General features: G+C 71.9%; 24 protein-coding genes and 3 tRNA genes. 13 read left to right on the forward strand and 14 right to left on the reverse strand.

Going from position 1 to position 23,167, the window contains the following annotated elements; all coding sequences use genetic code 11:
* Positions 1–4: 4 nt before the first annotated feature.
* Positions 5–757 (forward strand): 2-phosphosulfolactate phosphatase, encoded by a 753-nt coding sequence (locus ACWDVW_RS03185; RefSeq protein ID WP_449944213.1) that lies wholly within the window; start codon positions 5–7, stop codon positions 755–757.
* 147 nt (positions 758–904) lie between these two features.
* On the opposite strand, the gene ACWDVW_RS03190 is transcribed toward ACWDVW_RS03185, so the two are convergent.
* Positions 905–3,118 (reverse strand): carboxypeptidase-like regulatory domain-containing protein, encoded by a 2,214-nt coding sequence (locus ACWDVW_RS03190; protein WP_449944110.1) that lies wholly within the window; start codon positions 3,116–3,118, stop codon positions 905–907.
* Positions 3,119–3,346: 228 nt separating this feature from the next.
* Here ACWDVW_RS03190 and ACWDVW_RS03195 point away from each other — a divergent pair, with 228 nt between their 5' ends.
* From ACWDVW_RS03195 to amcA, 5 genes are all read left to right on the forward strand, one after another.
* The gene (locus tag ACWDVW_RS03195; protein WP_396741528.1) at positions 3,347–3,679 is read left to right on the forward strand and encodes a sterol carrier family protein; all 333 of its coding nucleotides are present in this window, start codon (positions 3,347–3,349) and stop codon (positions 3,677–3,679) included.
* 163 nt (positions 3,680–3,842) lie between these two features.
* On the forward strand, positions 3,843–5,396 hold the full coding sequence (purF, locus tag ACWDVW_RS03200; protein ID WP_431728228.1) for an amidophosphoribosyltransferase: 1,554 nt from the start codon (positions 3,843–3,845) through the stop codon (positions 5,394–5,396).
* A gap of 64 nt (positions 5,397–5,460) precedes the next feature.
* Positions 5,461–6,615 (forward strand): phosphoribosylformylglycinamidine cyclo-ligase, encoded by a 1,155-nt coding sequence (purM, locus tag ACWDVW_RS03205; RefSeq protein WP_431728229.1) that lies wholly within the window; start codon positions 5,461–5,463, stop codon positions 6,613–6,615.
* Positions 6,616–6,803: 188 nt separating this feature from the next.
* On the forward strand, positions 6,804–7,922 hold the full coding sequence (gene amcB / locus ACWDVW_RS03210) for a cyclophane-forming radical SAM peptide maturase AmcB (RefSeq protein WP_449944215.1): 1,119 nt from the start codon (positions 6,804–6,806) through the stop codon (positions 7,920–7,922).
* Positions 7,876–8,112 (forward strand): multiple cyclophane-containing RiPP AmcA, encoded by a 237-nt coding sequence (gene amcA / locus ACWDVW_RS03215; protein ID WP_431728230.1) that lies wholly within the window; start codon positions 7,876–7,878, stop codon positions 8,110–8,112. The genes amcB and amcA overlap by 47 nt, the downstream gene beginning before the upstream one ends.
* A gap of 142 nt (positions 8,113–8,254) precedes the next feature.
* On the opposite strand, the gene ACWDVW_RS03220 is transcribed toward amcA, so the two are convergent.
* Together ACWDVW_RS03220 and ACWDVW_RS03225 are read right to left on the reverse strand one after the other, a co-directional pair.
* The gene (locus ACWDVW_RS03220; RefSeq protein ID WP_131051420.1) at positions 8,255–8,464 is read right to left on the reverse strand and encodes a DUF3073 domain-containing protein; all 210 of its coding nucleotides are present in this window, start codon (positions 8,462–8,464) and stop codon (positions 8,255–8,257) included.
* A gap of 297 nt (positions 8,465–8,761) precedes the next feature.
* Complete coding sequence (locus ACWDVW_RS03225) at positions 8,762–9,844, reverse strand: Glu/Leu/Phe/Val family dehydrogenase (protein WP_449944115.1); 1,083 nt, start codon at positions 9,842–9,844, stop codon at positions 8,762–8,764.
* A 272-nt stretch (positions 9,845–10,116) separates the two neighbouring features.
* Between ACWDVW_RS03225 and ACWDVW_RS03230 the strand changes: the two genes are divergently transcribed.
* Together ACWDVW_RS03230 and ACWDVW_RS03235 are read left to right on the forward strand one after the other, a co-directional pair.
* Positions 10,117–10,956: a hypothetical protein gene (locus tag ACWDVW_RS03230; protein ID WP_431728232.1), complete on the forward strand. Its 840-nt coding sequence runs from the start codon at positions 10,117–10,119 to the stop codon at positions 10,954–10,956.
* A 252-nt stretch (positions 10,957–11,208) separates the two neighbouring features.
* The gene (locus ACWDVW_RS03235) at positions 11,209–11,418 is read left to right on the forward strand and encodes a BldC family transcriptional regulator (RefSeq protein WP_007073996.1); all 210 of its coding nucleotides are present in this window, start codon (positions 11,209–11,211) and stop codon (positions 11,416–11,418) included.
* Between the two features lie 101 nt (positions 11,419–11,519).
* Here ACWDVW_RS03235 and ACWDVW_RS03240 read toward each other — a convergent pair whose 3' ends face one another.
* On the reverse strand, positions 11,520–11,900 hold the full coding sequence (locus tag ACWDVW_RS03240) for a PPOX class F420-dependent oxidoreductase (protein ID WP_117229983.1): 381 nt from the start codon (positions 11,898–11,900) through the stop codon (positions 11,520–11,522).
* Between the two features lie 55 nt (positions 11,901–11,955).
* Between ACWDVW_RS03240 and ACWDVW_RS03245 the strand changes: the two genes are divergently transcribed.
* Positions 11,956–12,735 carry a class I SAM-dependent methyltransferase gene (locus ACWDVW_RS03245; RefSeq protein ID WP_449944119.1) on the forward strand — a complete coding sequence of 260 codons (780 nt, stop codon included), beginning with the start codon at positions 11,956–11,958 and terminating at the stop codon, positions 12,733–12,735.
* Between the two features lie 77 nt (positions 12,736–12,812).
* Here ACWDVW_RS03245 and ACWDVW_RS03250 read toward each other — a convergent pair whose 3' ends face one another.
* Positions 12,813–13,109: a hypothetical protein gene (locus ACWDVW_RS03250; protein WP_350697571.1), complete on the reverse strand. Its 297-nt coding sequence runs from the start codon at positions 13,107–13,109 to the stop codon at positions 12,813–12,815.
* A gap of 192 nt (positions 13,110–13,301) precedes the next feature.
* On the opposite strand from ACWDVW_RS03250, the gene ACWDVW_RS03255 reads away from it, so the two are divergent.
* Both ACWDVW_RS03255 and ACWDVW_RS03260 read left to right on the forward strand, forming a co-directional pair.
* Positions 13,302–14,219 carry a 3-hydroxyacyl-CoA dehydrogenase family protein gene (locus ACWDVW_RS03255; protein ID WP_449944123.1) on the forward strand — a complete coding sequence of 306 codons (918 nt, stop codon included), beginning with the start codon at positions 13,302–13,304 and terminating at the stop codon, positions 14,217–14,219.
* Positions 14,216–14,962, forward strand: a complete 747-nt coding sequence (locus tag ACWDVW_RS03260) for an enoyl-CoA hydratase/isomerase family protein (protein ID WP_449944126.1) — start codon at positions 14,216–14,218, stop codon at positions 14,960–14,962. Before ACWDVW_RS03255 ends, ACWDVW_RS03260 begins: the two co-directional genes overlap by 4 nt.
* Before the next feature lie 66 nt (positions 14,963–15,028).
* Here the strand turns inward: ACWDVW_RS03260 and ACWDVW_RS03265 are convergent, their stop codons facing one another.
* Positions 15,029–16,366: an ABC transporter substrate-binding protein gene (locus ACWDVW_RS03265; protein ID WP_449944129.1), complete on the reverse strand. Its 1,338-nt coding sequence runs from the start codon at positions 16,364–16,366 to the stop codon at positions 15,029–15,031.
* A gap of 154 nt (positions 16,367–16,520) precedes the next feature.
* Between ACWDVW_RS03265 and ACWDVW_RS03270 the strand changes: the two genes are divergently transcribed.
* Positions 16,521–16,910: a hypothetical protein gene (locus ACWDVW_RS03270; RefSeq protein WP_396741405.1), complete on the forward strand. Its 390-nt coding sequence runs from the start codon at positions 16,521–16,523 to the stop codon at positions 16,908–16,910.
* Positions 16,911–16,970: 60 nt separating this feature from the next.
* Here ACWDVW_RS03270 and ACWDVW_RS03275 read toward each other — a convergent pair whose 3' ends face one another.
* The gene (locus tag ACWDVW_RS03275; protein ID WP_449944133.1) at positions 16,971–17,486 is read right to left on the reverse strand and encodes an SRPBCC family protein; all 516 of its coding nucleotides are present in this window, start codon (positions 17,484–17,486) and stop codon (positions 16,971–16,973) included.
* Positions 17,487–17,671: 185 nt separating this feature from the next.
* Between ACWDVW_RS03275 and ACWDVW_RS03280 the strand changes: the two genes are divergently transcribed.
* On the forward strand, positions 17,672–18,640 hold the full coding sequence (locus ACWDVW_RS03280) for a hypothetical protein (protein ID WP_449944136.1): 969 nt from the start codon (positions 17,672–17,674) through the stop codon (positions 18,638–18,640).
* Positions 18,641–18,717: 77 nt separating this feature from the next.
* Here the strand turns inward: ACWDVW_RS03280 and ACWDVW_RS03285 are convergent.
* The 7 genes from ACWDVW_RS03285 to crtI all read right to left on the reverse strand — a co-directional run bounded on the left by ACWDVW_RS03285 (position 18,718) and on the right by crtI (position 23,166).
* Positions 18,718–18,791, reverse strand: a tRNA-Phe gene (locus ACWDVW_RS03285).
* Between the two features lie 102 nt (positions 18,792–18,893).
* Positions 18,894–18,967 (reverse strand) — tRNA-Asp (locus ACWDVW_RS03290).
* Between the two features lie 34 nt (positions 18,968–19,001).
* Positions 19,002–19,074: transfer RNA gene (locus tag ACWDVW_RS03295), tRNA-Glu, on the reverse strand.
* 154 nt (positions 19,075–19,228) lie between these two features.
* On the reverse strand, positions 19,229–20,008 hold the full coding sequence (locus ACWDVW_RS03300; RefSeq protein ID WP_449944138.1) for a polysaccharide deacetylase family protein: 780 nt from the start codon (positions 20,006–20,008) through the stop codon (positions 19,229–19,231).
* 156 nt (positions 20,009–20,164) lie between these two features.
* Positions 20,165–21,100, reverse strand: a complete 936-nt coding sequence (locus ACWDVW_RS03305) for a MerR family transcriptional regulator (protein WP_449944141.1) — start codon at positions 21,098–21,100, stop codon at positions 20,165–20,167.
* Positions 21,090–21,668, reverse strand: coding sequence for an isopentenyl-diphosphate Delta-isomerase (gene idi / locus ACWDVW_RS03310; protein WP_449944143.1), 579 nt, complete (start codon positions 21,666–21,668; stop codon positions 21,090–21,092). The genes ACWDVW_RS03305 and idi overlap by 11 nt, the downstream gene beginning before the upstream one ends.
* Positions 21,669–21,684: 16 nt before the next feature.
* Entirely contained in the window at positions 21,685–23,166 is a 1,482-nt protein-coding gene (gene crtI, locus ACWDVW_RS03315) for a phytoene desaturase family protein (RefSeq protein ID WP_449944146.1), read from the reverse strand.
* Position 23,167 lies beyond the last annotated feature (1 nt).

Genomic DNA, 23,167 nt, shown 5'->3' on the forward strand with positions numbered 1-23,167 from the left:
GGCGGTGGCCTCGGCCGTCTTCGCCCAACCCGGATCGGGAGCCCGGTTCGACTGGGGCCTCGCGGGAGCTGCCGAACTCGGCCGGGTCTGCGCGGCACTGGTGGTGGTGGACGTGTTGTCGTTCACCACCACCGTCGAGGTGGCGGTCGGGCGGGGGATGCGCGTGCACCCGTTCCCCTGGGGCGCCCAGGCCGCCGACTACGCACAGCGGATCGGTGCGGTGGTCGCCACCGGTCGCCGACAGACCGCGCAACATCCGTGGTCGCTGTCGCCGGCCGCGCTGAGCCGGGCACCGTTCGTCGCCGAGTTGGTGCTGCCCTCCCCGAACGGGTCGGCCATCAGCGCCGCCGCCAGCGCCACCGGTCTGCCGGTGGTGGCGGCCAACCTGCGTAACGCCCGCGCCGTCGGGAACTGGCTGCTGCGCCAGGGGTACGGCTCGACCACCGACCCGATCGGGGTGGTCGCCGCCGGAGAGCAGTGGCCGGACGGTTCGCTGAGGCCGGCGGTGGAGGACCAGCTCGGCGCGGCCTGCGTACTGGACGCCATCTCCGCAGTGCCGGGTGGCCTCTCGGTGGAGGCGGCCATGGCGCTCGCCGCGCTGGCGAGCACGCCGGACGTACCTGCGGCGGTCCGGGGCTGCGTGTCCGGCCGCGAGCTGATCGAGGCCGGTTTCACCGACGACGTCGAGATCGCGGTCCGGGTCGGCGATTCCGATGTGGTCCCACTGCTGCGACAGGGCGTCTTCTCCGCCGCCTGACCGCGTCCCGTCAAGTCACCCGCGTCCCGTCACGTCACAGCGGACACCGCGATCGGTGTCCACTGACGACGAGGAGCCGCGAACCTTCCGGTCCGTGGCTCCTGTCGTCGGTGCTTGCGCGTCAGGACGACGCGTACGGGGTGTGGATCAGTCGTCCATCCAGTCCAGTCGACGTCCGCCCCGCTCCTGCCCCGGGGTGTCCGGCCGACCGCGACCGGTCTGCGCCGGGTCGCCGTAGTAGCCGCCACCCTGCTGTTGCTGCTGCTCGTAGCTGTCCTCGTAGCCACCGCGCTGGCGTGGCGGTTCCTGGCCGTAGCCCCCGCCCTGGCCGTAGCCACCCTGCTCGTAGGCGTTGTCGTAGCCACCGCGCTGCTGCGGCGGTTCCTGGCCGTAACCGCCGCCCTGGCCGTAGCCGCCCGGGGCGTAACCGGTGGGCTCGCTGTAGTTGTCGTAGCCACCGCGCTGCTGCGGCGGCTCCTGGCCGTAGCCTCCGGGCTCGTTGTAGCCGCCGGTCGGCTCCGCGCCGTGGCCATAGCCGCCGGTCGGCTCGCCCCGACCGTAGCCTCGGGTGGCATCGCCGCCGCCCTGGCCGTAGCCACCGGGTTCGCCCTGGCCGTAGCCGCCGGTCGGGTCACCCTGGCCGTAGCCCCGGGTGGCGTCGCCGCCCTGGCCGTAACCGCCGGGTTCGCCCTGGCCGTAGCCGCCGGTCGGGTCACCCTGGCCGTAGCCCCGGGTGGCGTCGCCGCCCTGGCCGTAACCGCCGGGCTCGCCCTGGCCGTAGCCACCGCCGGACTCGCCCCGGCCGTAGCCGCCGGTCGGGTCACCCTGGCCGTAGCCCTGGCCGCCCTCCGGCTGGTAGACACCGGTCGCGTACGGGTCGGCGGGCGCCGGATAGCGGGTGTCCTCACCCTGGTAACGCCCGGTCGGCTCGTCGAACCGCTCGCCGTAGCCGGCTCCACCGCCACCGGCCGGCGGGTACTCGGACCCACCGCCGCCCGCGCCGTAGTCACGACTGCCGTAGCCGCCACCCGAGGACGGGCTGGTGCCGTAGCCACCGCCCGACGAGGGGGCGTTGCCGTATCCGCTGCCGGAGGACGGGGCGTTGCCGTAGCCCGGGCCGCCGCCGTAGCCGCCGCCCTGCTCGTCGCCGTAACCGCCCGACCAGGCCTGTCCCGACCCGCCCGCCGCGCCGTACGGCTGCGGAGGCGCACCGTACGGGTCCGGCGGGACGTCGTCGACCACCGGCTGGTGCATCATCGTCGGCGCGTTGGCCAGCCCGGGACCGCCCACCATGGTCGGGTCCGGGGTGGAGCCCACCCGGTTCACCACCCGGGTCTGGTCGTCCGCCCCGGCGAACGAGCCTCGGGCTGCCGGAACCGCACCGGCCGGCGCCCCACCGACGGGCTCACCGTCGGGATCGGCGTCCTCGTTCTCCTTGCGCTTCATCCAGAGCAGCACGATCGTGCCGACACCGATGGCCACGAAGAGACCACCGAGCAGGATCAGCAGCCAGTTGCCGAAGCCGCCGGAGCTCTCGTTGGCGGCCGGGGCCTGGGCGGCGGGAGTGTCGCCGGGCGGCGCGTCCGTCTCGTCGGTGGCGTCGTCCGCGAACGGGTCCTCGGTCGGCTCCGCCGACACAGTCTCCGAGGGGGTGGCGCTCGGGCTGGCCGAGGACTCGATGGCGAGGGTGATCCGCCGTCCGGTGATCTGCTGGCCCGCGTTGGCGGTGAAGCTCACCGTGGCCCGGATGTCGTCCTTGCTCGCGCCGATGTCGATCCGACCGGGCGCGATCGGGTTACCGCTGTTGCCGGTGAAGCGGAAGTTGCCGTTGCCGTCGCTGGTGGTGTCCCGCTGACGGCCGGCACTGTCCACCAGCAGCACGTACGCGTTCGGCACCGCGTCACCCGACCGCGCCACGACCTTGCCCGCAATGGACCGCACGGTCTGCGGTGCCTGGGAGGTGGGCGGGGGGTTGGGCCCGCGTACCGTCATGTCGCGCTCGTCGCCGCCCTGGTCGCCGCCGGCCCGGGCGGAGACCCGCACCCGACCGGAGCGCTCCTGGCCGGCCGCCACGTCGCCCGCGACCAGGTTGACCGTGATCGACACCTCTTCGTTGGGACCGATCACGCGCGCGGGGATGTTGCAGTCACCCTGGCAGCTCAGCCCGTTGAAGGTGCCGACGGAAATGCTGAACGGGGTCGGCAGCTCGTTGTTGTTCTTGACGCGGAACGTCATCGACGTCTGCTGACCGGCCTGGAGATTACCGTTCGGCAGGTTGGTGATCTGGACGTCCGGGTTCGCGGCGAGTGCGGGTGTGGCGGGGGCGGCGAGTAAGGCACCGACAATCAGCGCTACGACCACACCGGCCCGCTTTTGCCAGGCTCGTCGGTGTGTTGACACGTCCACCGCCTTCCGGACTGACCTCCTCGTACCGGCGAGCGCCGGCCGAAGGAACATCACGGTACGAATACGCCGTCGGCAACTATGCCTTGTCGGGGCGGATCGGCGCGACCCAGGGCCATCGTGACGCGCCGGGCAGCCGCGCCGTATCGTCCCGTCGTGTCCTCTCCGTACATTAAGTCCACCGCAGTGGCTGCGGCGCTGTCGGCGCTCGACGAGGGACGCGCGCCCGAACGGCCGGTGCTCCGAGCGGCGGTCAGGGCCCTGTTGGCCACCCTCGCGGAGCGCGCCCCCGGCCGATCGGTGGAGGTGCGTGTCCCACCTTACGGTGCAGTTCAGTGTGTTCCGGGTCCGCGACACACCCGCGGTACTCCTCCGAACACGGTGGAGATGGATCCGCAGACCTGGGTCGCGCTCGCCGCCGGGAGGCTCGACTGGGAGCGCGCCGTCACGGAGGGTCGCGTACGGGCGAGTGGCACGCGAGCGGATCTGTCCGCGTACCTGCCGCTCGAACTGGAGTGACGCCTGTGGCGCGATGACACTGCGGCGTATCAGTGTGACTGTATGTGGCGACATGGATTCGCGTACACTGTCAGGCGACGACAGTGTGGTTCCGGCCGATGCAGCGCGGAGCGGCCCCGGTGGCTCCGCCAGGCCAGTCCAGACCAGCAAGAGGGAGCGGCAGGTGCCCCGAGGCGACGGCCGGCTGAGCCACGACCTTGATCCCCAACGACCAGGCCCCCAGGACGCGTGCGGCGTCTTCGGCGTCTGGGCGCCCGGGGAGGAGGTCGCCAACCTGACCTACTTCGGGCTGTACGCGTTGCAGCACCGGGGCCAGGAGGCCGCCGGGATAGCGGTCAGCGACGGCTCCGGAGTGGTGGTCTACAAGGATCTCGGCCTGGTCGCCCAGGTCTTCGACGAGCCGACTTTGGCGAGCCTGCGCGGGCACGTCGCCATCGGCCACACCCGATACTCGACCACCGGTGCCTCGACCTGGGAGAACGCCCAGCCGACCATCCGGGCCACCAGCTCGGGCACCACGATCGCGCTGGCCCACAACGGCAACCTGGTCAACACCGCCGATCTCCAGCGTGAGGTCGCCGAGCGCGGCCTGGGCACCGACGGCTCGACCAACGACACCTCGCTGGTCACCATGCTGCTGGCCAGCCGCCCGGATCTCTCCGTCGAGGCCGCCGCGCTGGAGGTGCTGCCGCAGTTGCGGGGCGCGTTCAGCTTCGCCTTCATGGACGAGTCGACGCTCTACGCCGCCCGTGATCCGCACGGGGTGCGTCCGCTGGTGCTCGGCCGCCTGGAGCGGGGCTGGGTGGTGGCCAGCGAGACCGCGGCGCTGGACATCGTCGGTGCGAGCGTGGTCCGTGAGGTCGAGCCCGGTGAGCTGATCGCGATCGACGCCGAGGGGCTGCGGTCCAACCGGTTCGCCGCGCCCGAGCCCAAGGGCTGCCTCTTCGAGTACGTCTACATCGCCCGCCCGGACGCCACCATCGCCGGGCGCAACGTGCACTCGGCACGGGTGCAGATCGGCCGCCAGTTGGCCAAGGAGCACCCGGTCGAGGCGGACATGGTCATCCCGGTGCCCGAGTCGGGCACGCCGGCCGCCATCGGCTACGCCGAGGAGTCCGGCATCACCTACGGCGCCGGCCTGATGAAGAACCCGTACGTCGGACGTACCTTCATCCAGCCGTCGCAGACCCTGCGTCAACTCGGTATCCGGCTCAAGCTCAACCCGCTGCGCGAGAACGTACGCGGCAAGCGCCTGGTCGTGGTCGACGACTCGATCGTCCGGGGTAACACCCAGCGCGCGATCGTCCGGATGCTCCGCGAGGCCGGCGCGGTGGAGGTGCACGTCCGCATCTCCTCACCGCCGGTCTCCTGGCCCTGTTTCTACGGCATCGACTTCGCCACCCGCGCCGAGCTGCTCGCCAACGGCCTCGACAACGAGGGCATCCGGCGGTCGATCGGCGCTGACACGTTGGGCTACGTCTCGCTGCCCGGTCTGATCGCCGCGACCGAGCAGCCGAAGACCCGGCTGTGTCGGGCCTGCTTCGACGGGGAGTACCCGATCGAGCTGCCCGTCGGCAACCTGATCGGCAAGCACGTGCTCGAAGGGATCAGCCGCCGGGTCGCGAACCGCGTCGACGACGATGTCGACGCCGGTGAGCAGGCCGGCACGACGCCCCGCACCGACGTGACGATGTCGGCGACCACACACCGCCCATAGCACCATCCGGCTGCGGCGTCGGTCACCGCCGACACGGCCGCCGAGAACCACTAAGGGGAGAACCGTGACGCACGTGTCCGAGCGCAGCGGCGCAGGTAGCAGCCCGACCGGCGCCGGCGGCGACCGCCAGCCCTGGACGGCCGGCACCGGCCGCCCGGCTCGCAAACGTTCGGTCTCGTACGCGGACGCCGGCGTGTCGATCGAGGCGGGCGACCGCGCGGTCGAGCTGCTCAAGTCCAAGGTGAAGCAGACCCGGCGGCCGGAGGTGATGGGCGACCTGGGTGGCTTCGCCGGCCTGTTCCGGCTGGACACCACGAAGTACAAGAACCCGATCCTGGCCTCCTCCACCGACGGCGTCGGCACCAAGCTGGTGATCGCGCAGCAGATGGACATCCACGACACGGTCGGCATCGACCTGGTCGCGATGGTCGTCGACGACCTGGTGGCCTGCGGCGCCGAGCCGCTGTTCCTGCTGGACTACATCGCCACCGGCGAGGTCGTGCCGGACCGCGTCGCCGAGATCGGTGCCGGTATCGCCGACGGCTGCCGGTACGCGGGCTGCGCGCTGCTCGGCGGCGAGACCGCCGAGCACCCGGGTGTGCTGCGCCCCGACGAGTACGACATCTCGGCCACCGGCGTCGGCGTGGTGGAGGAGAGCCAGATCCTCAGCCCGGAGCGGGTCGAGGTGGGCGACGTGGTGATCGCCATGCGTTCGTCCGGCCTGCACTCCAACGGCTACTCCCTGGTCCGGCACGTGCTGCTGGGCGCCGGCCGGATGCGGCTGGACGTGGTGATCGACGACTTCGGCCGGCAGCGCACCCTCGGCGAGGAGCTGCTGACCCCCACCAAGATCTACGCGCAGGACTGCCTCAAGCTGATCGCCGAGGCGGAGGTGCGGGCACTGGCCCACGTCACCGGCGGTGGCATTCCCGGCAACCTGGTGCGCATCCTGCCCGAGCACGTGGACGCGGTGGTCAACCGCTCCACCTGGAAGCCGCAGCCGATCTTCGACCTGGTCCAGTCCAAGGGGCGGATCGACGACCCGGAGATGGAGGCGACCTTCAACATGGGCGTCGGCATGTTCGCGATCGTCTCGGCCGAGGACGCCGACCGCGCGCTGGCCACGCTGACCGGCCGCGGGGTGGACGCGTGGCAGGCCGGTGAAATCATCGAGGGCACCGGTGAGGTGCAGATGATCGGGCAGCACACCCGCGGCTGATCATCTGACACCGATCGTCCAACCACCTGGTCAGGGGTTCACCCAAGTGGCCGTCGCGGCCTAGCCTTGAGGCTGCTTCGCCTTGAAGGGCTGCTTCGAAGCTGTGGGTGCGCCCGTGCCGTGGCGTGCCCGGCAGCCGTCAACCGGTGAGGAGGGCGATGGCTGCACGGGGACGGTCGTTGCGTGGGATGCGGGGTCTTTCCGCTGTCCCGTCGTACGTCGTGATGCAGCCCACCACCCTCTGCAATCTGGACTGCGCGTACTGCTACCTGCCGTTCCGTGCCGCCGACCGGCGGATGCCGGTGGCGGTGGCGGAGGCGGTGGCCGCCTCGGTGAACCCGTGGGCCGCTTCGGGGCGGTTCTCGGTGGTGTGGCACGGCGGGGAGCCGCTCGCGGCGGGCCGGGAGCGGCTGGCGGAGTTGATGGCGCCCTTCTCCGCCGAGGTGGAGCACCATGTGCAGACCAACGCCACGCTGATCGACGACGCGTGGTGCGAGTTCTTCGCGACGCACCGGATCCGGGTCAGCGTCAGCGTGGACGGGCCCCGGGCGCGTAACGGGGACCGGGTGACCCGGGCGGGACACCCGGCGTACGACCGGATCGTGCGCGGGGTGGCGGCGCTGCGCCGGCACGGACTGCCGTTCTCGGCGCTGGCCGTGGTGAACGACCCGTCGCCGGCCCGGGCGGCGGAGCTGTACGCCTACTTCCTCGACCTCGGGTGCGAGGTGCTCGGGGTCAACATCGAGGAGACCGAGGGCGTCAACACCCGTGACAACGCTCACGACGCCGCCGCGGTGACCGGGTTCTGGGCCGAGCTGGTCGCGGCCTGGCGGCGTGATCCGCGGATCCACCTGCGGGAGGTCGAGTGGTCGCTGCGGTACGCCGCCGCGGTCCTCGACGGCACGGCGGACGGCTTGCTGCCGGCCAGCCTCGACCCGATCCCCACCGTGGCGTACGACGGCTCGGTGGTGGTGCTCTCACCCGAGCTGGCCGGCTTCACCGATCCGCGCCACGGCGACTTCAGCAGCGGGAACGTCCTGGCCACGCCGTTGCACACGATCCTGGCCGGTGCGGCCGGCACCGGCTGGGTCGGTGAGTTCCTGAGCGGGGTGGAAGCCTGCCGCTCGTCCTGCCCGTACTTCGGTTTCTGTGGCGGAGGCCACGCGGCCAACCGCTACTTCGAGCTGGGCCGTTTCGACGGTACGGAGACCGAGCACTGCCGCAACAGCAAGATCCGCCTACTGGAGGGAGTGTTGGATCATGCCCGAGACCACAAGTCACCGGGAGCCCGAGCGGGTGACGGGTAACGAGGCCGACCGCATCACCGACCGGGTACGGGAGGCCGCCGCCGGGCTCACCGCCCTGCTCCAGGAGGCAGAGGACGCACGACGCCTACGGGCGGAGGTGACGGGTGGCGACGGGGCGAGCGCGGTCTGCGCCTGGAACCACTTCGAGAACATCCCGACGTTCTACAACTGGAACAACCGGCCTCGCTGAGCGGCCGGAGTCGAGGGCCCGCCACGTTCCCGGATTACCTCCGGGCGTGGCAGGCCCTTGAGCGTCGGGTGGTACGCCGCCGCGTGCCGGGCACATACGTGAGCACGCGGGGAGTTACCGCGTGCTCGGATGTGACCGGGGGTCAGCGGGTGGGACGGACCCAGGTGTCCGGGTCGTCCTCGGCGTGGTCCTCATCATCGTCGACGTACTCTTTGTCGTCGTCGAAATGGTGGTCCGACTTGCCGCTGCCGCCGAGTTCTCGCTGCAAGGCGGCGAGGTCGGTGTTCGGGGAGTGATACTTCAGCTCCCGGGCCACCTTTGTCTGCTTGGCCTTAGCACGGCCGCGCCCCATGGCTCGACCCCCTCGCACAGAATGCGGGGCAGCCCGAAGGCGGGCCCCGATGACGTCAGGCATCTCTCGTGGCTCTTACGGTACATGGGGATGCCACCGTTCGGCACCTCGGGTTACCGCTGACCGCCGCCGCGCGTGGCGGTCAACCAGTCGTCACCCACTGTACCCGGTAAGGAGCGATGCCGGGAACGGTCCTGACACAGGGTAAATCTCCATGAACGCGTCGTATCTTCAGTTTAGCCGGATACGTACGTTGAGGGCGGAAGCAACGCGGCCCGCCCTCAACGTACGGCCAGGTCACCGCAGGTGAATCGCGCGCAGCCGGCCGATGTCGGCCATCCGCCGCTCCGCCAGCCGGTCGGCCGCCACGGCGGGCGGTACGCCGTCGGTGTCGGCGAGCCGGAGGATCTCCCGCGTGGTGTCGAAGATGCGGGTCGCCCGCAGCTTGGCGCGGTCGAAGTCGAAGCCCTCGATCTCGTCCGCGACCTGGATCACACCACCGGCGTTCACCACGTAGTCCGGTGCGTAGAGGATGCCCCGGTCGGCGAGCAGCTTCTCCACCCCGGAGTGGGCGAGCTGGTTGTTGGCCGCCCCGGCGACCACCTTGGCCCGCAGCGCCCCGACCGTGTCGTCGTCCAGGGCACCGCCCAGCGCGCAGGGCGCGTACACGTCGATGTCGGCGGCGGCCAGCGCGGACGCGTCCTCGACCAGCGTCACCTCGGGGTGGGTGGTCCGGGCCCAGTCCAGCGCGCGGGGGCTCACGTCGGTGGCCACCACCTCGGCGCCGTCCTCCAGCAGGTGGCCGACCAGATACTTGCCGACCTTGCCCAGGCCGGCCACTCCGACCCGCCTGCCGTGCAGCGTGGGGACCCCCCAGACGTGCTCGGCCGCCGCCCGCATGCCCTGGAAGACACCCCAGGCGGTGAGGATCGAGGAGTCGCCGGCTCCGCCGTGCTCGACGCTGCGGCCGGTGACGTAGCGCGTCTCGCGGGCGATCACGTCCATGTCCGGCACGTACGTGCCCACGTCGCAGGCGGTGTAGTAGCGCCCGCCCAGCGACTCCACGAAGCGGCCGTACGCGCGCAGCAGCGCCTCGCTCTTGATCTGCTCGGGGTCACCCCAGATGACCGCCTTGCCGCCGCCCAGGTCCAGCCCGGCGAGAGCGTTCTTGTACGCCATGCCGCGGGACAGGTCGAGCACGTCGGCGAGGGCGGCCTCCTCGCTCGCGTACGGGTAGAAGCGGGTGCCACCCAGCGCCGGGCCGAGTGCGGTGGAGTAGATCCCGATGATCGCCTTCAGGCCGGTCTGCTTGTCCTGGCAGAACACGACCTGCTCATGGCCCGTGGATTCCGGGTCGTCGGAAGTGGCGAATACGCCCATGACTGGCTCCTGTGTCGGCGGGCGCCCTTGTGGGACGCGGACCTCGGTCGAGCCGGCGGGGATGCTGCCGGTGGTGCGAGCCTAGTATCGGCGGGCGTCCCACGGCCTCTCCCGGGCGTCCGCATCCCGCCCAGCGGGCGTACGCACCGGGCGTCCTCCGCCCCGGCGAGGGGCGCGTCGAGGGCTCCGAGCCCTCGTTTCGGCTCGCCACGCGGCACCACCCGGGTGACGCCGAGCAACGCTCGGCTTGCCGTTCGTGGGAGGATCGCGCCGTGCCGTCGCTCTTCGCCTCATACCTGCGCGTGTACGAGCCGCTGACCGCCTTCGATCGCGATCGTCAGGCGTACTGGCGGCGCTACGTCGAGCAGGGGCGGGCGGTGGCGCCGGTGGAGGGTCCGGGCCGGCAGCGGACCTCGGTGATCGAGGCGCTCGGCGCCGGCTGGACCCGGCTGCCCGACCTGCCCGACGAGGCGTACGTGCTGGAGACGGACGAGACGCTGCTGGTGTGCCCGTGGAACCTGCGCATCCGGGTGGCCGAGGCCGCGCTGAGCGCCCGGGACGGGGTGCCGGCGGTGCTGGCCGACGCGTTCGTGCCGCCGGTGCTGGCCGGGCAGGCCAAGGCCGTGGTGGAGGACTGGCGCAGCGGGGCCCGGGTGCTGGAGCACGGCGTACCCCGGGTGCACGAGCAGATCGCCACCTGGGGCGTGCCGCTGCGGTGGTTCGTGCTGTTCGAGGCGCAGGAGCGCCACCACGTGACCGCGCCGGAGCGCCGCTCGCTGCGCTTCCGGACCGAGATCTCCAAGGCGCGCCGCCGCTCGTCGCGCGCGTTGTCGGTGCTGCGCAAGTCGGTGGGGGACGCGCCCATCACCGAGGCGGTCGAGGAGGCCGCCCGGTGGCTGGAGGAGTTCCATCCCCGCTCGGTGGTGGAGTTGGACTACGGGGGTCTGGTCGAGTTGCTCTCCGACGAGACGCTCGTGGAGGACGACTCGGCGGAACTGGTCGCCGCCGGACTCGCCGGGCTGTCGCGAGGCGAGGCGGAAGAGGCGTCTGCGGCGTACGACAAGCTCGTCGCGCGCTGGCGGGCCGTGCAACTTCTGGAGCGCTGCAACTAGTCCGCTTTTGCCCAAATTTCGGGCTGTAACATGAGGTGCTCTCGTAGTTGTTGCGTCACGAACCGTGACTATGAGTCCGAATAAGGTAGTTTCTGGCGTGTAAAAGTCGTATAAATCGGGCATGGTTCATCCGTCCGTCTAGGGACGTTCGGCCGTTCGGCCCATGTCGGACATCGGGGACTAGCCGGACCATGGGAGACGCGTCGGCCGGCGGGACCCCGGCCGATGTCTCTACATGTGGAGGAGTGACCGATGGCATCGCGAACGCACGAACCAGAGCCGCTACTCACACCGGCCGAGGTGGCGTCGATGTTCCGTGTCGACCCGAAGACGGTGACCCGCTGGGCGAAGGCCGGCAAGCTGAGCGCCATCCGGACCCTGGGCGGCCACCGCCGGTATCGCGAGTCCGAGGTCAGGGCGCTGTTGCAGGGGCAGATCCCGCAGCAGCGCCAGGGGGACTGACTGGCCGGTAGATAGCTGGAAACACGAAGGGCGACGGATTCTCGCGAATCCGTCGCCCTTCGTCATGTCCGCCACCCGGTGCGGCCCGGTCGCGCACCGGCTCAGCCGGTCAGCTCGACCCGGATCCCCACCGTGCCGCCGGTGCCCCGGCGCAGTCGGCTGCCGAGCAGCGTCAGCCGTCCGATCACTCGGTACTTCTGCTTGATCAGCCCCCGGATGCGATCGGTCGCTCCGGGGTCGTAGAGGCTCGCCCGGGCGGGCACCGCCTCGCCATGGGGCCGACCGCGCACGTCGCACGGCGCCACCGTGACATCCCCACTGCGCCGGATCCGCTTCACCTTGCCGGCGTCCGCCGCAGACCACACCGCCAGGGCGTCGCCGTCGCGTACCGCCCAGACCGGGGTCGGCACCGCGCGGCCGTCCTTGCGGAAGGTCGTGAGGAGTATGTACTTCTCCGCCGAGAGGCGGTCCAACGTGGTCACGTCGCCCAGGATACGGGCGTCGCGCCTGACTGAGCAGCCCGTTAGCGTTACGGACGTGACGGGGGAACCACGGATCGGTGACGTCTTCGGAGAACTGCTGCGCGACGCGCTGGCGGTGGCGACCGGGGTCGGTCCCCGGCCGCTGGCCGGCGGGCGCCTGCCCCGACCGGTCATCGAGATCATCGAACGGGACGACGGACTGGTCAACGGCGCGCCCGCCGCCCACTACCTGGCCGGGCCGCAGGAGTGGCAACCGCACGATCACCGGGCCGTGGACCGGGTCCGGGGCGCGACCCTGGACGTCGGCGTCGGCGCCGGCCGGATCGCGCTGCTGTTGCAGGAGCGCGGCGTACCCGTGACCGGGCTGGACGTCTCGCCCGGCGCGCTCGCGGTGTGCCGACGTCGGGGCGTACGCGACCTGGTGCACGGCACGGTCGACGAGCACTGCGCCGGCGGACGGCGTTACGACACGTTCCTGTTGCTCGGCAACAATCTGGGCCTGTTCGAGGGCCGGGAGCGCGCACCCGCCTTCCTGGCGGCCCTGGCCGCGATGGCCAACCCCGGGGCGCAGGTGATCGCGCACGGCACCGACCCGTACGGCACCACCGATCCGGTGCACAGCGGCTACCACGAGCGCAACCGTCGACGGGGCCGTCTCGGCGGGCAGCTCCGGCTGCGGCTGCGCTACCGCGAACTGGGTACGCCCTGGTTCGACTACCTGGTCTGCTCGCCGGACGAACTCGCCGAGCTGGTCCGGGGCACCGCCTGGCGACTGACCGACGTGGACGACCGGGACGCCCCGTACTACCTCGCCACCCTGCGCCTGGCCGCCTGACGCGCTCTCCGGATGTTAGGAAGGGTCCCCTGCTATGCCGTAGGCGTTAGCAGGGGACCCCTCCTTACCCCGAAGCGTCAGACCTGGACGGTCGGCGGGAGCTGCTCGGGCGGCAGGCCGCCGTCGCCGTCGACGACCTCGTCGGGCTGACCGTCCTCGTCGATGTCGACCATCGTGACGTCCACCTTGCCGTCGCCGTCGGTGTCGAACTGGAACAGGTCGGCCTTGCCGTCACCGTCGGTGTCGACCACCCAGACGTCGGTGCGGCCGTCGTTGTTGGTGTCGGCGCGCAGCAACTCGATGCGCTCGTCGCCGCGCGTCTCGACGGTCTCCTGGGTGCCCGCGTCGCCCGTGGTCTCCGGTGCCTGGCTCATCTGTTCGTCCTTCCCTTGGCTGTCGGCGGTCTGTACCCGATCCCGTCCGCCCCCACGCATCGGGCCCGGTCGGTGCTGCATAGGGTCGCAGCATGACTGAGCGGAGCGTACGGGCCGGTTGCGGCGTGGCGGCGATCCCGCACGTCGACGACGCCGGAGAGCGTGTCGTCGTCACCCTGCGGTGGTGGCATCGTGACTGAGCGATTCGTGGTGGTGGGTGCCGGCACGATGGGGCTCGGCATCGCGTACGTGGCGGCCGGCGCCGGCCATGCGGTGGAACTCGTCGAGGTGGACCGGGAACGCGGCGCGGCGGCCATGACCCGGCTCGCCGAGCTGTGGGACCGGGGCGTACGGCGCGGCAAGCTGACCGTGGCGCAGGCCGCCGCGAACCAGGAACGCGTCACGCTGCGGGCCGGGCTCGCCGAGGTGGCCGTGGAGCCACAGGTGATCGTGGAGGCGGTACCGGAACGGCTCGACCTGAAGCGGGCCGTGCTGGCCGAGGCGGAGGCGCTGCACCCGGCCCTGCTGGGCAGCAACACCTCCAGCATCCCGATCGCCGAGCTGGCCGAGGGACTGACCCGGCCCGAGCGCTTCTGCGGGCTGCACTTCTTCAACCCGGTCTGGGCGATGGCGCTGCTGGAGATCGTGGTCGGGGCGGCCACCGCGCCGGAGACCACCGCCGCCGCCGTCACGCTCGCCACCCGGCTGGGCAAGGACCCGGTGGTGGTACGCGACATGCCGGGCTTCGCCACCTCCCGGCTCGGGGTGGCCCTCGGACTGGAGGCGATCCGGATGGTCGCCGACGGGGTGGCCGACCCGGCCGACATCGACAAGGCGATGGTGCTGGGCTACCGGCACCCGGTCGGGCCGCTGGAACTGACCGACCTGGTGGGTCTGGACGTGCGCCTCGACATCGCCCGTACCCTCCAGGCCGCGTACGGGGACCGGTTCGCGCCGCCGCCGCTGTTGGCGGAGATGGTGGCGGCCGGCCGGCTGGGCAAGAAGTCCGGGCAGGGTTTCTACCACTGGGTCGACGGCGTGCGTGCGGACCGCACGGCGCGGACCGAGGCGGGCGGCGTCTCCGCCGACTCGGCGGGGACGACCCGATGAGCGGCGGGCTGCGGGTCGAGGAATGCCCGGACCGGCTGGTGGTCACGCTGGACCGGCCGGAGAAGCGCAACGCCATCGACGCCGACCTGATCGCCGCGCTGCACGAGGTCTGCGCCGACCTGGAGGCCCGCCCCCGGATGCTGCTGCTGACCGGCGGCACCGACGGGATCTTCGCCGGTGGGGCCGACATCGGCCAACTGCGCGAGCGGGGCCGTCTGGACGCGCTGGCCGCGATCAACTCGGCCGCGTTCGCCCGGATCCGGTCGCTGCCGATGCCGACCGTGGCGGCCGTCGACGGTCCTGCGCTCGGCGGCGGCGCCGAACTGGCGTACGCCTGCGATCTGCGGGTGTGCACCGAGCGGGCGGTCTTCGGCCAGCCGGAGGTGCGGCTCGGCATCCTGGCCGGTGCCGGCGCGACGCACCGGCTGCCGGCGCTGGTCGGCGAGGCCCGGGCCAAGGAGTTGTTGTTCACCGGTCGCCGGGTGGACGCCGCGGAGGCGTCCCGGATCGGTCTGGTCAACCGGGTGGTGTCGGGTCCGGAGGAGCTGTTGCCGGCCGCCCACGAGCTGATCGACGAGATGGCGAAGGGCTCGGCGCTGGCGCTGCGGCTGACCAAGCTCGCCGTCGACGCACCGCCCGCCGCCCATCCGCACCTGGACCTGGTCAGCCAGGCGGTGCTCTTCGAGGACGACGAGAAGCACCGCCGGATGACGGAGTTCCTGGACCGGCGTCGCGGACGCTGAGACCGACCGCGGAGACCACGACGGCCGCACCGGAACCCTCCGGTGCGGCCGTCGCTGTCGGATCGGTCAGCGGCCCAATGCGGCCAGCGGCACGTCGGCGTCCGCCAGGGCCCGGATCACCGAGGCCGACTCACTGAAGCCGATGATGAGTACGGCGTCGGCGCCGAAGTCCTTGATCTGCTTGGCGCCGTCGTTGAAGTTGATCGGTGCGGCGTCGGCGCCCTCGCCCGGCTCGTAGCCGAGCAGCTTCACCTTGTCGCCGCCGAAACCGGCCCGCTCCAGCTCGGTCCGGACGGCCTCCTGGAGGCCCTCGCCGTAGGCGTCCTTACGGGCCACGATGGCGATCTTCTGCGGCCCGTCGCGGAGGACCACGTCGGCCAACGCCCGACCCTGCAGGCTGTCCGGCGGCGCGGTGCGGAAGTAGAGACCGTTGTCGTCCGCGTCGGTCAGCGACGCGGCGGTGTTCGACGGGGAGAACAGGATGAGTCCGGCCTTCACCACGTCGGGCAGGACGGCGGCCGAGATCCCGGAAGCACCGGCGCCGATGATCACGTGCACCCCGGCGTCGACGTGGCTGGCGATCGTCCGCTTGGCGACCGTCGGGTCGGTGCCGTCGTCGCCGTCGATCCAGACCACGTCCTCGCCGAGCACACCGCCGGCCGCGTTGATCTCCTTGATCGCCAGCGCCACACCGGCCGCGATCGGCGGGTACGCCAGGGCCAGGTCGCCGGTCTTGGGCAGCAGACCGCCGAGGACGAGCGGCGCGGTGCTGGTCTGCCGGTTGCCGCGCGGCGGTGACTTCGTGCTCGCGGCCGACTCGTCCCCGGCGCCGACGAACTCCGTCTTGGCGTCGTTGAGCTGCTGGTTGTCGAAGTGCAGGGTGGCGTAGCTGGCGGTGGCGGGCTCACCGGCGTCGGTGAACCCGGCGCGGGTGATCGAGACGCTGCGGTACTCGATGTCGTCGCCGTCGCCGGCCAGCCGCAGGCACCGGGCGGGGGTCTCGCAGCGGGTGCCCTCGTTGGTGACGCCGACGACCTGCCGGGCGATGGCCGCCGGGTTGGTGCTGCCGGCGAGTTCCGTCGCGAGGGCGCTGATCACCACCGCGTCGTACGCCTCGGCGGCGTAGAGGAAGTCGGTCAGCCCCGGATCGATGGACCGTAGCCGGTTCTTGAAGTCCTCCGGCAGCGGAGTCAGGGGAGTGGTGCCCTTCATGCCGTCGACCAGGTTGGCGCGATCCTGCAACTCCTCCGGGTACGAGTTGAGCATGTTGCCGTCCGTACCGTAGAGGCGCACCTGGTCGGTGCTCCCCTCTTCGGCCTGGTCGTTCCCGCATGCGCTGGTGGCGAGCAGGAGGGTGGCGCAGGTGGCCAGGATTGCCGCCCGCGAGCCGCGTGACATGTGCATCGTCGTCCTTCCTACGGCGAAGGTCCGCTGCGCAGACTAACGTGCCGTGACGTTCGGTGGGACCGTGGAGGCCTGTCTATCCGCAGGTCGCCCTCGCTAATTACGGAGAGTGACCTTCGGTGGTTGCTTGACCGGGCCCCCTACCGTGCGGTGGGTGACCGACTCGCCACAGCAGACGTACGACGACGCCACCGCCATCCTCAGCTCGGCGCTCGACGGCGACTCCGACGGTGTGGTCGGGACATTCGACGCGGTGGTGGACCGGTCCGGGCTCGTCGGGGCGTACGACGTGGCGTGGTGCCTGGCCGCGACGATGGTCGGTGATCCGGTCCCGCCCGGCGCCTGTGCGCTCGACTTCCCCGACATCGACCAGGCCGAGTACGACGCCCGCTGGGTGGCCCGCTTCGTCAGCGCGTACGCCAACTCGGACCTGGACACGGCCCGCGCCCTGTTCGGTGCGGCGGTGGCCGACGGGCTGCTGCCGGAGTGCCTGCTCACCCTCGCCGGCTCGACGGTGGCCACCCTGCGGCACCGGGCCGCCTGAGCCGCGAGGCTTGACGGCGCCGGGTCACGTGCGCAGGAGAGTCCGGCGGAGGCGACGTCCTCAGGTGCCCGACTGGACCACCGTGGTGGCGTACCGGGACAGCAGCTCGTGCCAGCCGGCGGTCAGTGCCTGCCGGTAGCCCTCGGCGGCCTGGCCGTGCCGGTCGAAGTGCCGGTGCGCGACCTCGACCAGGGTGGTGTCGGAGCCTTCCGGCGTGAACAGCACCTCGACCTCGCTGGCCTGTGCCGGATCGGGCACCGGCGCGCGGTCCGCACCGATCTGCCAGGTGAACACCAGCCGTCGGGGCGGATCCCAGGTCAGCACCCGGCCCCAGTCGTTGCGGAAGCCGTAGGGGCCGATCTCGTAGAGCATGCCGCCGGCCTGTTGCTCCATGCCCAGCTCGGCCAGGGCCTCGGGGCCGGACCAGGTGTACTCCGTCACCCACCAGTCGGCGAGCCTGCTGGTGAAGACCGCGTAGGCATGCTCGGGGGTGGCCGGGACGACCAGGGTGCTGTGGATCGTGAACCGTTCGTGATCCTGTTGGATGTCGACCGGATCGGTAATCCCCTGTCCCATAGGCCCGGACCATACCGGCTGATGCCCGCGTGCGCAGCTTCCGGCAAGGCCGAGACCTGCCGGAAGATCCGTTTACGGGTTGATTCCGGTGCGCGGCGGACATCGGCGGATGGCAGCCCCCGGAGCGGGTATCCGCCGCGCGATGCCGCCCGGGGTGGTCCGGGCGGTGGGGCGGAGCGGAGACCATGGGCGAACAGCCGCAGGAGTGGGTACCCGGTGCCGGACACCCGCACGAGCCGCGCCTCGGAACGGTGCACCGGGACCGTCCCGGCGGGGGCGGCGCCGAGCCTGCGGGGGCGGAGCCGGACGTCCTGCTGGACGTGCCGAGGGTGTCGGTCGACTCGATCCGGCTCTCCGTCGACGGGCTGGACGCCGATCTCTCCCTGCGGGCCCGGGTGGCCGGCCTGCTGGAGGTCGACGCCGGTGCCCGCGTCCACCTGGAGGGCGTGGACCTGGACGTCACCGGGGCACAGGCCCAGGCCCTGCTCAAGGTACGCCTGGAGAAGCTGGTCACGATCCTCGACCGCGCCCTCACCACGATCGACCACAACCCGCAGGTGATCGACGCGCCCCGCCCGTCGGGCGGCGCGGAACAGCGGCCCGGGCCACCCGACCGTCCCTCCGCCCCGGTGAGCGGCCCGCCGACCGGGCGCCCCGGTCGGCGGGTGGGAGATCCGGGGGGCGAGCCTCCGGGGCGCCCGGGCGGCGCTCCGATCGGGTCCGCTGGTGGCCAGGTGGGCGGCCCGACGGTCGGGCAGGCCACGGACCGGGCGGGTGGATCGCCGGTCGGCCGGGGCGCGGGGCCACAGGGACAGGCGGTCGGTCGGACCGCCGACGGGGTCGGTGGCGCGCCGGATCCCGGGATCGGGCCGCCGGGTGGGGCCACCGACGATCTCGGGCAACAGGTGGGGGCGATCGGGGCGGTAGCCGACAGCGCACCGGGTGGCGCCGGCCCGGATCGGGGCGGGCCGCAGAACGGGCAGCGGGACAGGGCCGAGAAGGAGCCGGAGGCGCGCCGCGCGACACCGTCCGGACCGGAGCCGTCGACGGCCCGTCAGTTGGCCGAGCAGACCGGGGAGAGCATCCTGCACGCGGGTCGTAGCGTGTGGGACGCGATCCAGAACGGATTGGCGCAACGCCGCCAGGACGACTGACCCGGGTGCCCGGGAAAGCAAGACGCCGACCTGCGGATCCGCTGGTCGGCGTTGCTGTAGCCCGGCGAAAGGCTATGTGGCCAGGGGCGGGGTCGAACCGCCGACCTTCCGATTTTCAGTCGGACGCTCGTACCAACTGAGCTACCTGGCCGTGGTGCTCGGCTCATGCTACCCGTCCCACCGGGTCCCGGTCGGGAGGGTTGCATGCCCCGATACGCAGAACGCCGCGCGAGGTGCGCGGCGTCAGCGCTTGCGGTCCTGACGGGACTTGAACCCGCGACCTCCGCCTTGACAGGGCGGCGAGCACTCCAACTGCTCCACAGGACCTAGCTGGTGTTGCATTCCGACCGAAGTCGGACCGTGCCCCCAACGGGATTCGAACCCGTGCTACCGCCTTGAAAGGGCGGCGTCCTGGGCCGCTAGACGATGAGGGCGGCCCCGCTATCATTGCACATTCGCAACGTGAGCGGACTTGCTCCCATCCGGCCCCGCCGGAGGCTTGGAAAGCATACGTGATGTCTCACCGGTCGGCCAAACCGGTATGGCTACAGCCACAACGTCTCGCAAAACCGCAGCTCAGAGCGGTGTCTAATCGAGCTTGGTAATGCCGAGGTCGCGCTTCAGGGCGGCGATCACCTTGGTGCAGGCGGCGAGCGTGGCGGCCCGATTGCCGCCGCCGTCGTGCAGCAGCACCACCGCTCCGGGCTTGGCGGTGCGCTTCACCCGCTTCTCGATCGTGGCGGCGGTCGGCCTGGCCCAGTCCTGCGGGTCTACCGTCCAGTGCAGCGACCGCATGTCCAGCTTCTTGGCGACCCGGACCACCTCGGCGGTCCACCGGCCGCCGGGCTGGCGGTAGAACGGGATCTCGGCGTCGGGTACCGCCCGCCGGATCTCCTTGTTCGTCCGGACCAGGTCGGCGCGGATCTCGGCGACCGGACGCCGGGCGAGGTCGAGATCGTGGTTCCAGCTGTGGTTGCAGAGCTGGTGCCCTTCCCGAACGATCCGCCGGAGCAGGTCGGGGTGTTTGCGGACCTGCTTGCCGACCACGCAGAAGGTGGCGGTGACGCCGGCCTTCTCAAGGCGGTCCAGCACCTTGGGCGTCCAGGTCGGATCGGGTCCGTCGTCGAAGGTGAGAGCCACCCCCTCGGCTCCGGTGGTGCGGACCAGCCCGGCCGGCAGCTTGGCCGGCAGCGCCCGCAGCGGGGGCTTGGTCGGGGCCAGCGTCGGCGTCGGCGACGGCTCCGGTGGCAGGGCGGCCGACGGAGGAGGGCTGGACGGGGACGCCTGGGGCGAGTCGCCGCCGCTGCCGCAGCCGGTGGCCAGCAGGACCAGGCTCGTGACACACGCGAGCAGGACACGGGTACGCATCGTTCGCTCCCGAGAGGGGTTCGGGTTCGACGGACGGCCCGACGCTAGTTCACCCGATTTGAGTGGACAAACGCCGGGTCAGGACGCCGCCGCTTTCCGTGCCGGCCGAAAGCCCTGAACGCGTACAGAGGGCTGCAAAGGCCCTGAAAATTTCGATCAGGACGCGGCCGGACGGTCGAGCGAATCGCGTACCGCGACGACGAGCGAGACCGCCTCGGTCAGATCGATCGGGCGGATCACCCCCGCCGGCAGGGTCTCGGCCCGCCAACCCGGCCCCGCCGCGAGCACCAGCAGGGGCCGCCGGGGCACGGTGAGCAGGGCGCTGAGCTGTGCGGGATCGGCCGTGGCCCGGGTGTGCGACCAGACCACCACGGCGGCCGGTCCGGTCCGGTCGATGGCGTCCAGCAGTGCCGCCACCGGGACCCGGGCACCGAGCATCCGGTGCCCGACACCGGCCTCGGTCAACGCGGCGGCCAGCGCCTCCAGGGGCAGGCTGTGCTGCTCCTCGTCGGCGCAGCCGAGCAGGACGCGCGGGGGCCCGAGAGCGGGACGGGTGGCCGTCGCCGCGGCGAACGCCGCCGACACGCAACGCGACACCAGATGCTCCACCTCGATCAGCGCGGCGGTCGCGGCGTGCCGCTGCCCGATCCCGGCGAGCACCGGGCGCAGCAGTCGGTCCCAGGTGCCGATCACACCCTCGGTGGCCAGGCTGCGGGAGATCGCCTCGCTGATCGCGACCGAGTCCAGCCGCATCGCGGCGCGTGCCAGACCACGCGCCGCCGGACCGGCACGGCCCACCGGGATGGTGTTGCCGCCGCCGTCCCGTGCGGTCCTCGACCGGGCGACGTCGTGCGCCGCCGTGGCCGGGGTCTGTCGGGCCCAGCGCGCCGCCTCGGCCGGGCTGACCCCCTCACCGGTGAGCCGTCGCATGACCTCCAGCCGGGCCAGGTCGGCCGCCGTGTAGCGGCGGTGGTGCCCGGGTACGTGCTCGCTGGGCCCGAGGCCGTAGCGCTGGTGCCAGGTGCGCAGCGTGGTCACCGCGACGCCGAGTCGCCGGGCGACCGCCCCCGCGCTCAGAGCCTCATCGGCCACCCGGCCGCTCCGACCCGTCGGCGGCCGAGGCCGAGGGGTGCAGCAGACGGTCCACCACTCCGGCCAGCCACGGCGCGTACGCGTCGGGGTCCCGGTCGAGCTCGGTGGTCAGCGCCGCAGGGTCGACCCAGCGCAGCTCGGCGACCTCGGCGGGCTCGGGTGTCAGTGGTGTGTCCGGCGAGAACTCGCCGCGCAGGACGTGGTCGTACTCGACCTCGACCCGACCGGTGGACGGGTCCTCGGCGCGGTACACGTGCACCCCGACCTCGGTCAACGCCACCGGACCGACGCCGAGTTCCTCGTGCAACCGGCGGTTGGCGGACTCGGCGACGTCCTCGCCGGGCTGCGGGTGGCCGCAGCACGTGTTGGCCCAGCGCAGCGGGAACCGTGTCTTCGCCGCGGCCCGGCGCTGGAGCAGGATCCGGCCGTCCGGCGAGACGAGCAGCACCGAGAAGGCGCGGTGCAGTTGACCGGGGGTCTGGTGGGCGGCGGCCACGGTGGCCGACCCGATCCGTCGGCCCGCGTCGTCGACCAGCTCGACCAGGTGAGCTTCCCGCGACAGTGACATCAGAGCCATCCTTCGTTCACCGGCCGTCGCCGGTGATGCGGCCGGCGGCCAGCTTGCCCGAGATGAGCACCATAGGCACTCCGACGCCGGGCTGCGTGCCCGAGCCGACGAAGACCACGTTGGACAGCGACGGGTGCAGGTTGGACGGGCGGAACGGGCCGGTCTGGAACAGGGTGTGCGCGGCGGCGAACGGGGTGCCGGCGGCCATGCCCTGCTCCGCCCACTCGGCCGGGGTGACCGCCCGGAGCACCTCGACACCCGCGCCGAAGCCGACGTAGCCGCGTTCCTCGAGGGTGGCGACGAGCTGGTCGGAATACCGGGCGGTGAGGTCGCCGCGCCACTCGAAGGGCGCCCGTTCCAGGTTGGGCACCGGGGCGAGCACGTAGTAGGTGTGCCGCCCGGCGGGCGCGACCGACGGGTCCGTCCGGCTCGGGTTGGTGACCAGCAGGGACGGGTCGGTCATCAGCTCGCCGCGCCGGATGACCTCGTCGAACGTGCCCTTCCAGGCACGCCCGAAATGGATGTTGTGGTGCGCGATGCGCCGGTAGCCCTGGGTCGAGCCGACGTGCAGCACGACACAGGACGGCGAGTAGGTCAGGCGGCGCTGCCGGGTCGCCGGCAGCAGGTCGCGGTAGGCCACCGGCAGGTCGGGGTTGAGGACCACCACGTCGGCGGGGACGAACTCGCCGTCGGCGGTCAGCACGCCGGTGGCCCGGCCGTTGGCGGTCTCCACCCGGGTCACCGTGGTGCCGTACCGGATCTTGACGCCGTGCTTCTCGGCGGCGCCGGCCAGCCCCCGGGAGACCGCGTGGATGCCGCCGCGCGGGAAGTAGACCCCGGCGACCGAGTCGAGGTAGGCGATGACCGCGTAGATGGCCAGCGCGTCGTGCGGGGCGAGGCCGGCGTACATCGCCTGGAAGGAGAAGATGCGCCGGGTACGCGGGTCGCGGAAGAACTGGTCGATCTTGGTCTGGAGTCGCCGGAAGGCGCCGGTGGCGACCAGCTTGAGCAGGTTGGCGGTGAGCAGGTCGGTGGGGGCGTCGAGGTTGCGCTCGATGAAGTCGGCCCGCTCCAACCGCCACAGGTTGCGGGCGAATTCGACGAACCGCAGGTAGCCGTCGGCCTCGCGGGGTCCGCAGACCCGGGAGATCTCCGCCGCCATCCGGGCGGTGTCGGTCACCACGTCGAGCGTGGAGCCGTCCGGGTAGTAGGCGCGGTACGCCGGGTCGAGCGGCATCAGGTCGACCCAGTCGGACAACTCCTCGCCCACCGCGCCGAGCGCCTCGGCGATCAGGTCGGGCATGGTGAGCACGGTGGGACCGGTGTCGAACTCGTAGCCGTCCACGCTGAGCCGCCCGGCTCGTCCGCCCGGCACCGGCTCACGTTCGAGCAGGGTCACCTGCCGTCCGCTGCCGGCCAGGTGCAGCGCGCAGGCCAGGCCGCCGAGTCCCGCCCCGACGACCACCACCCGATCCGTACGTCCGTCCACGGTCCGCACC

This window comes from Micromonospora sp. NPDC003241 (assembly GCF_053589795.1).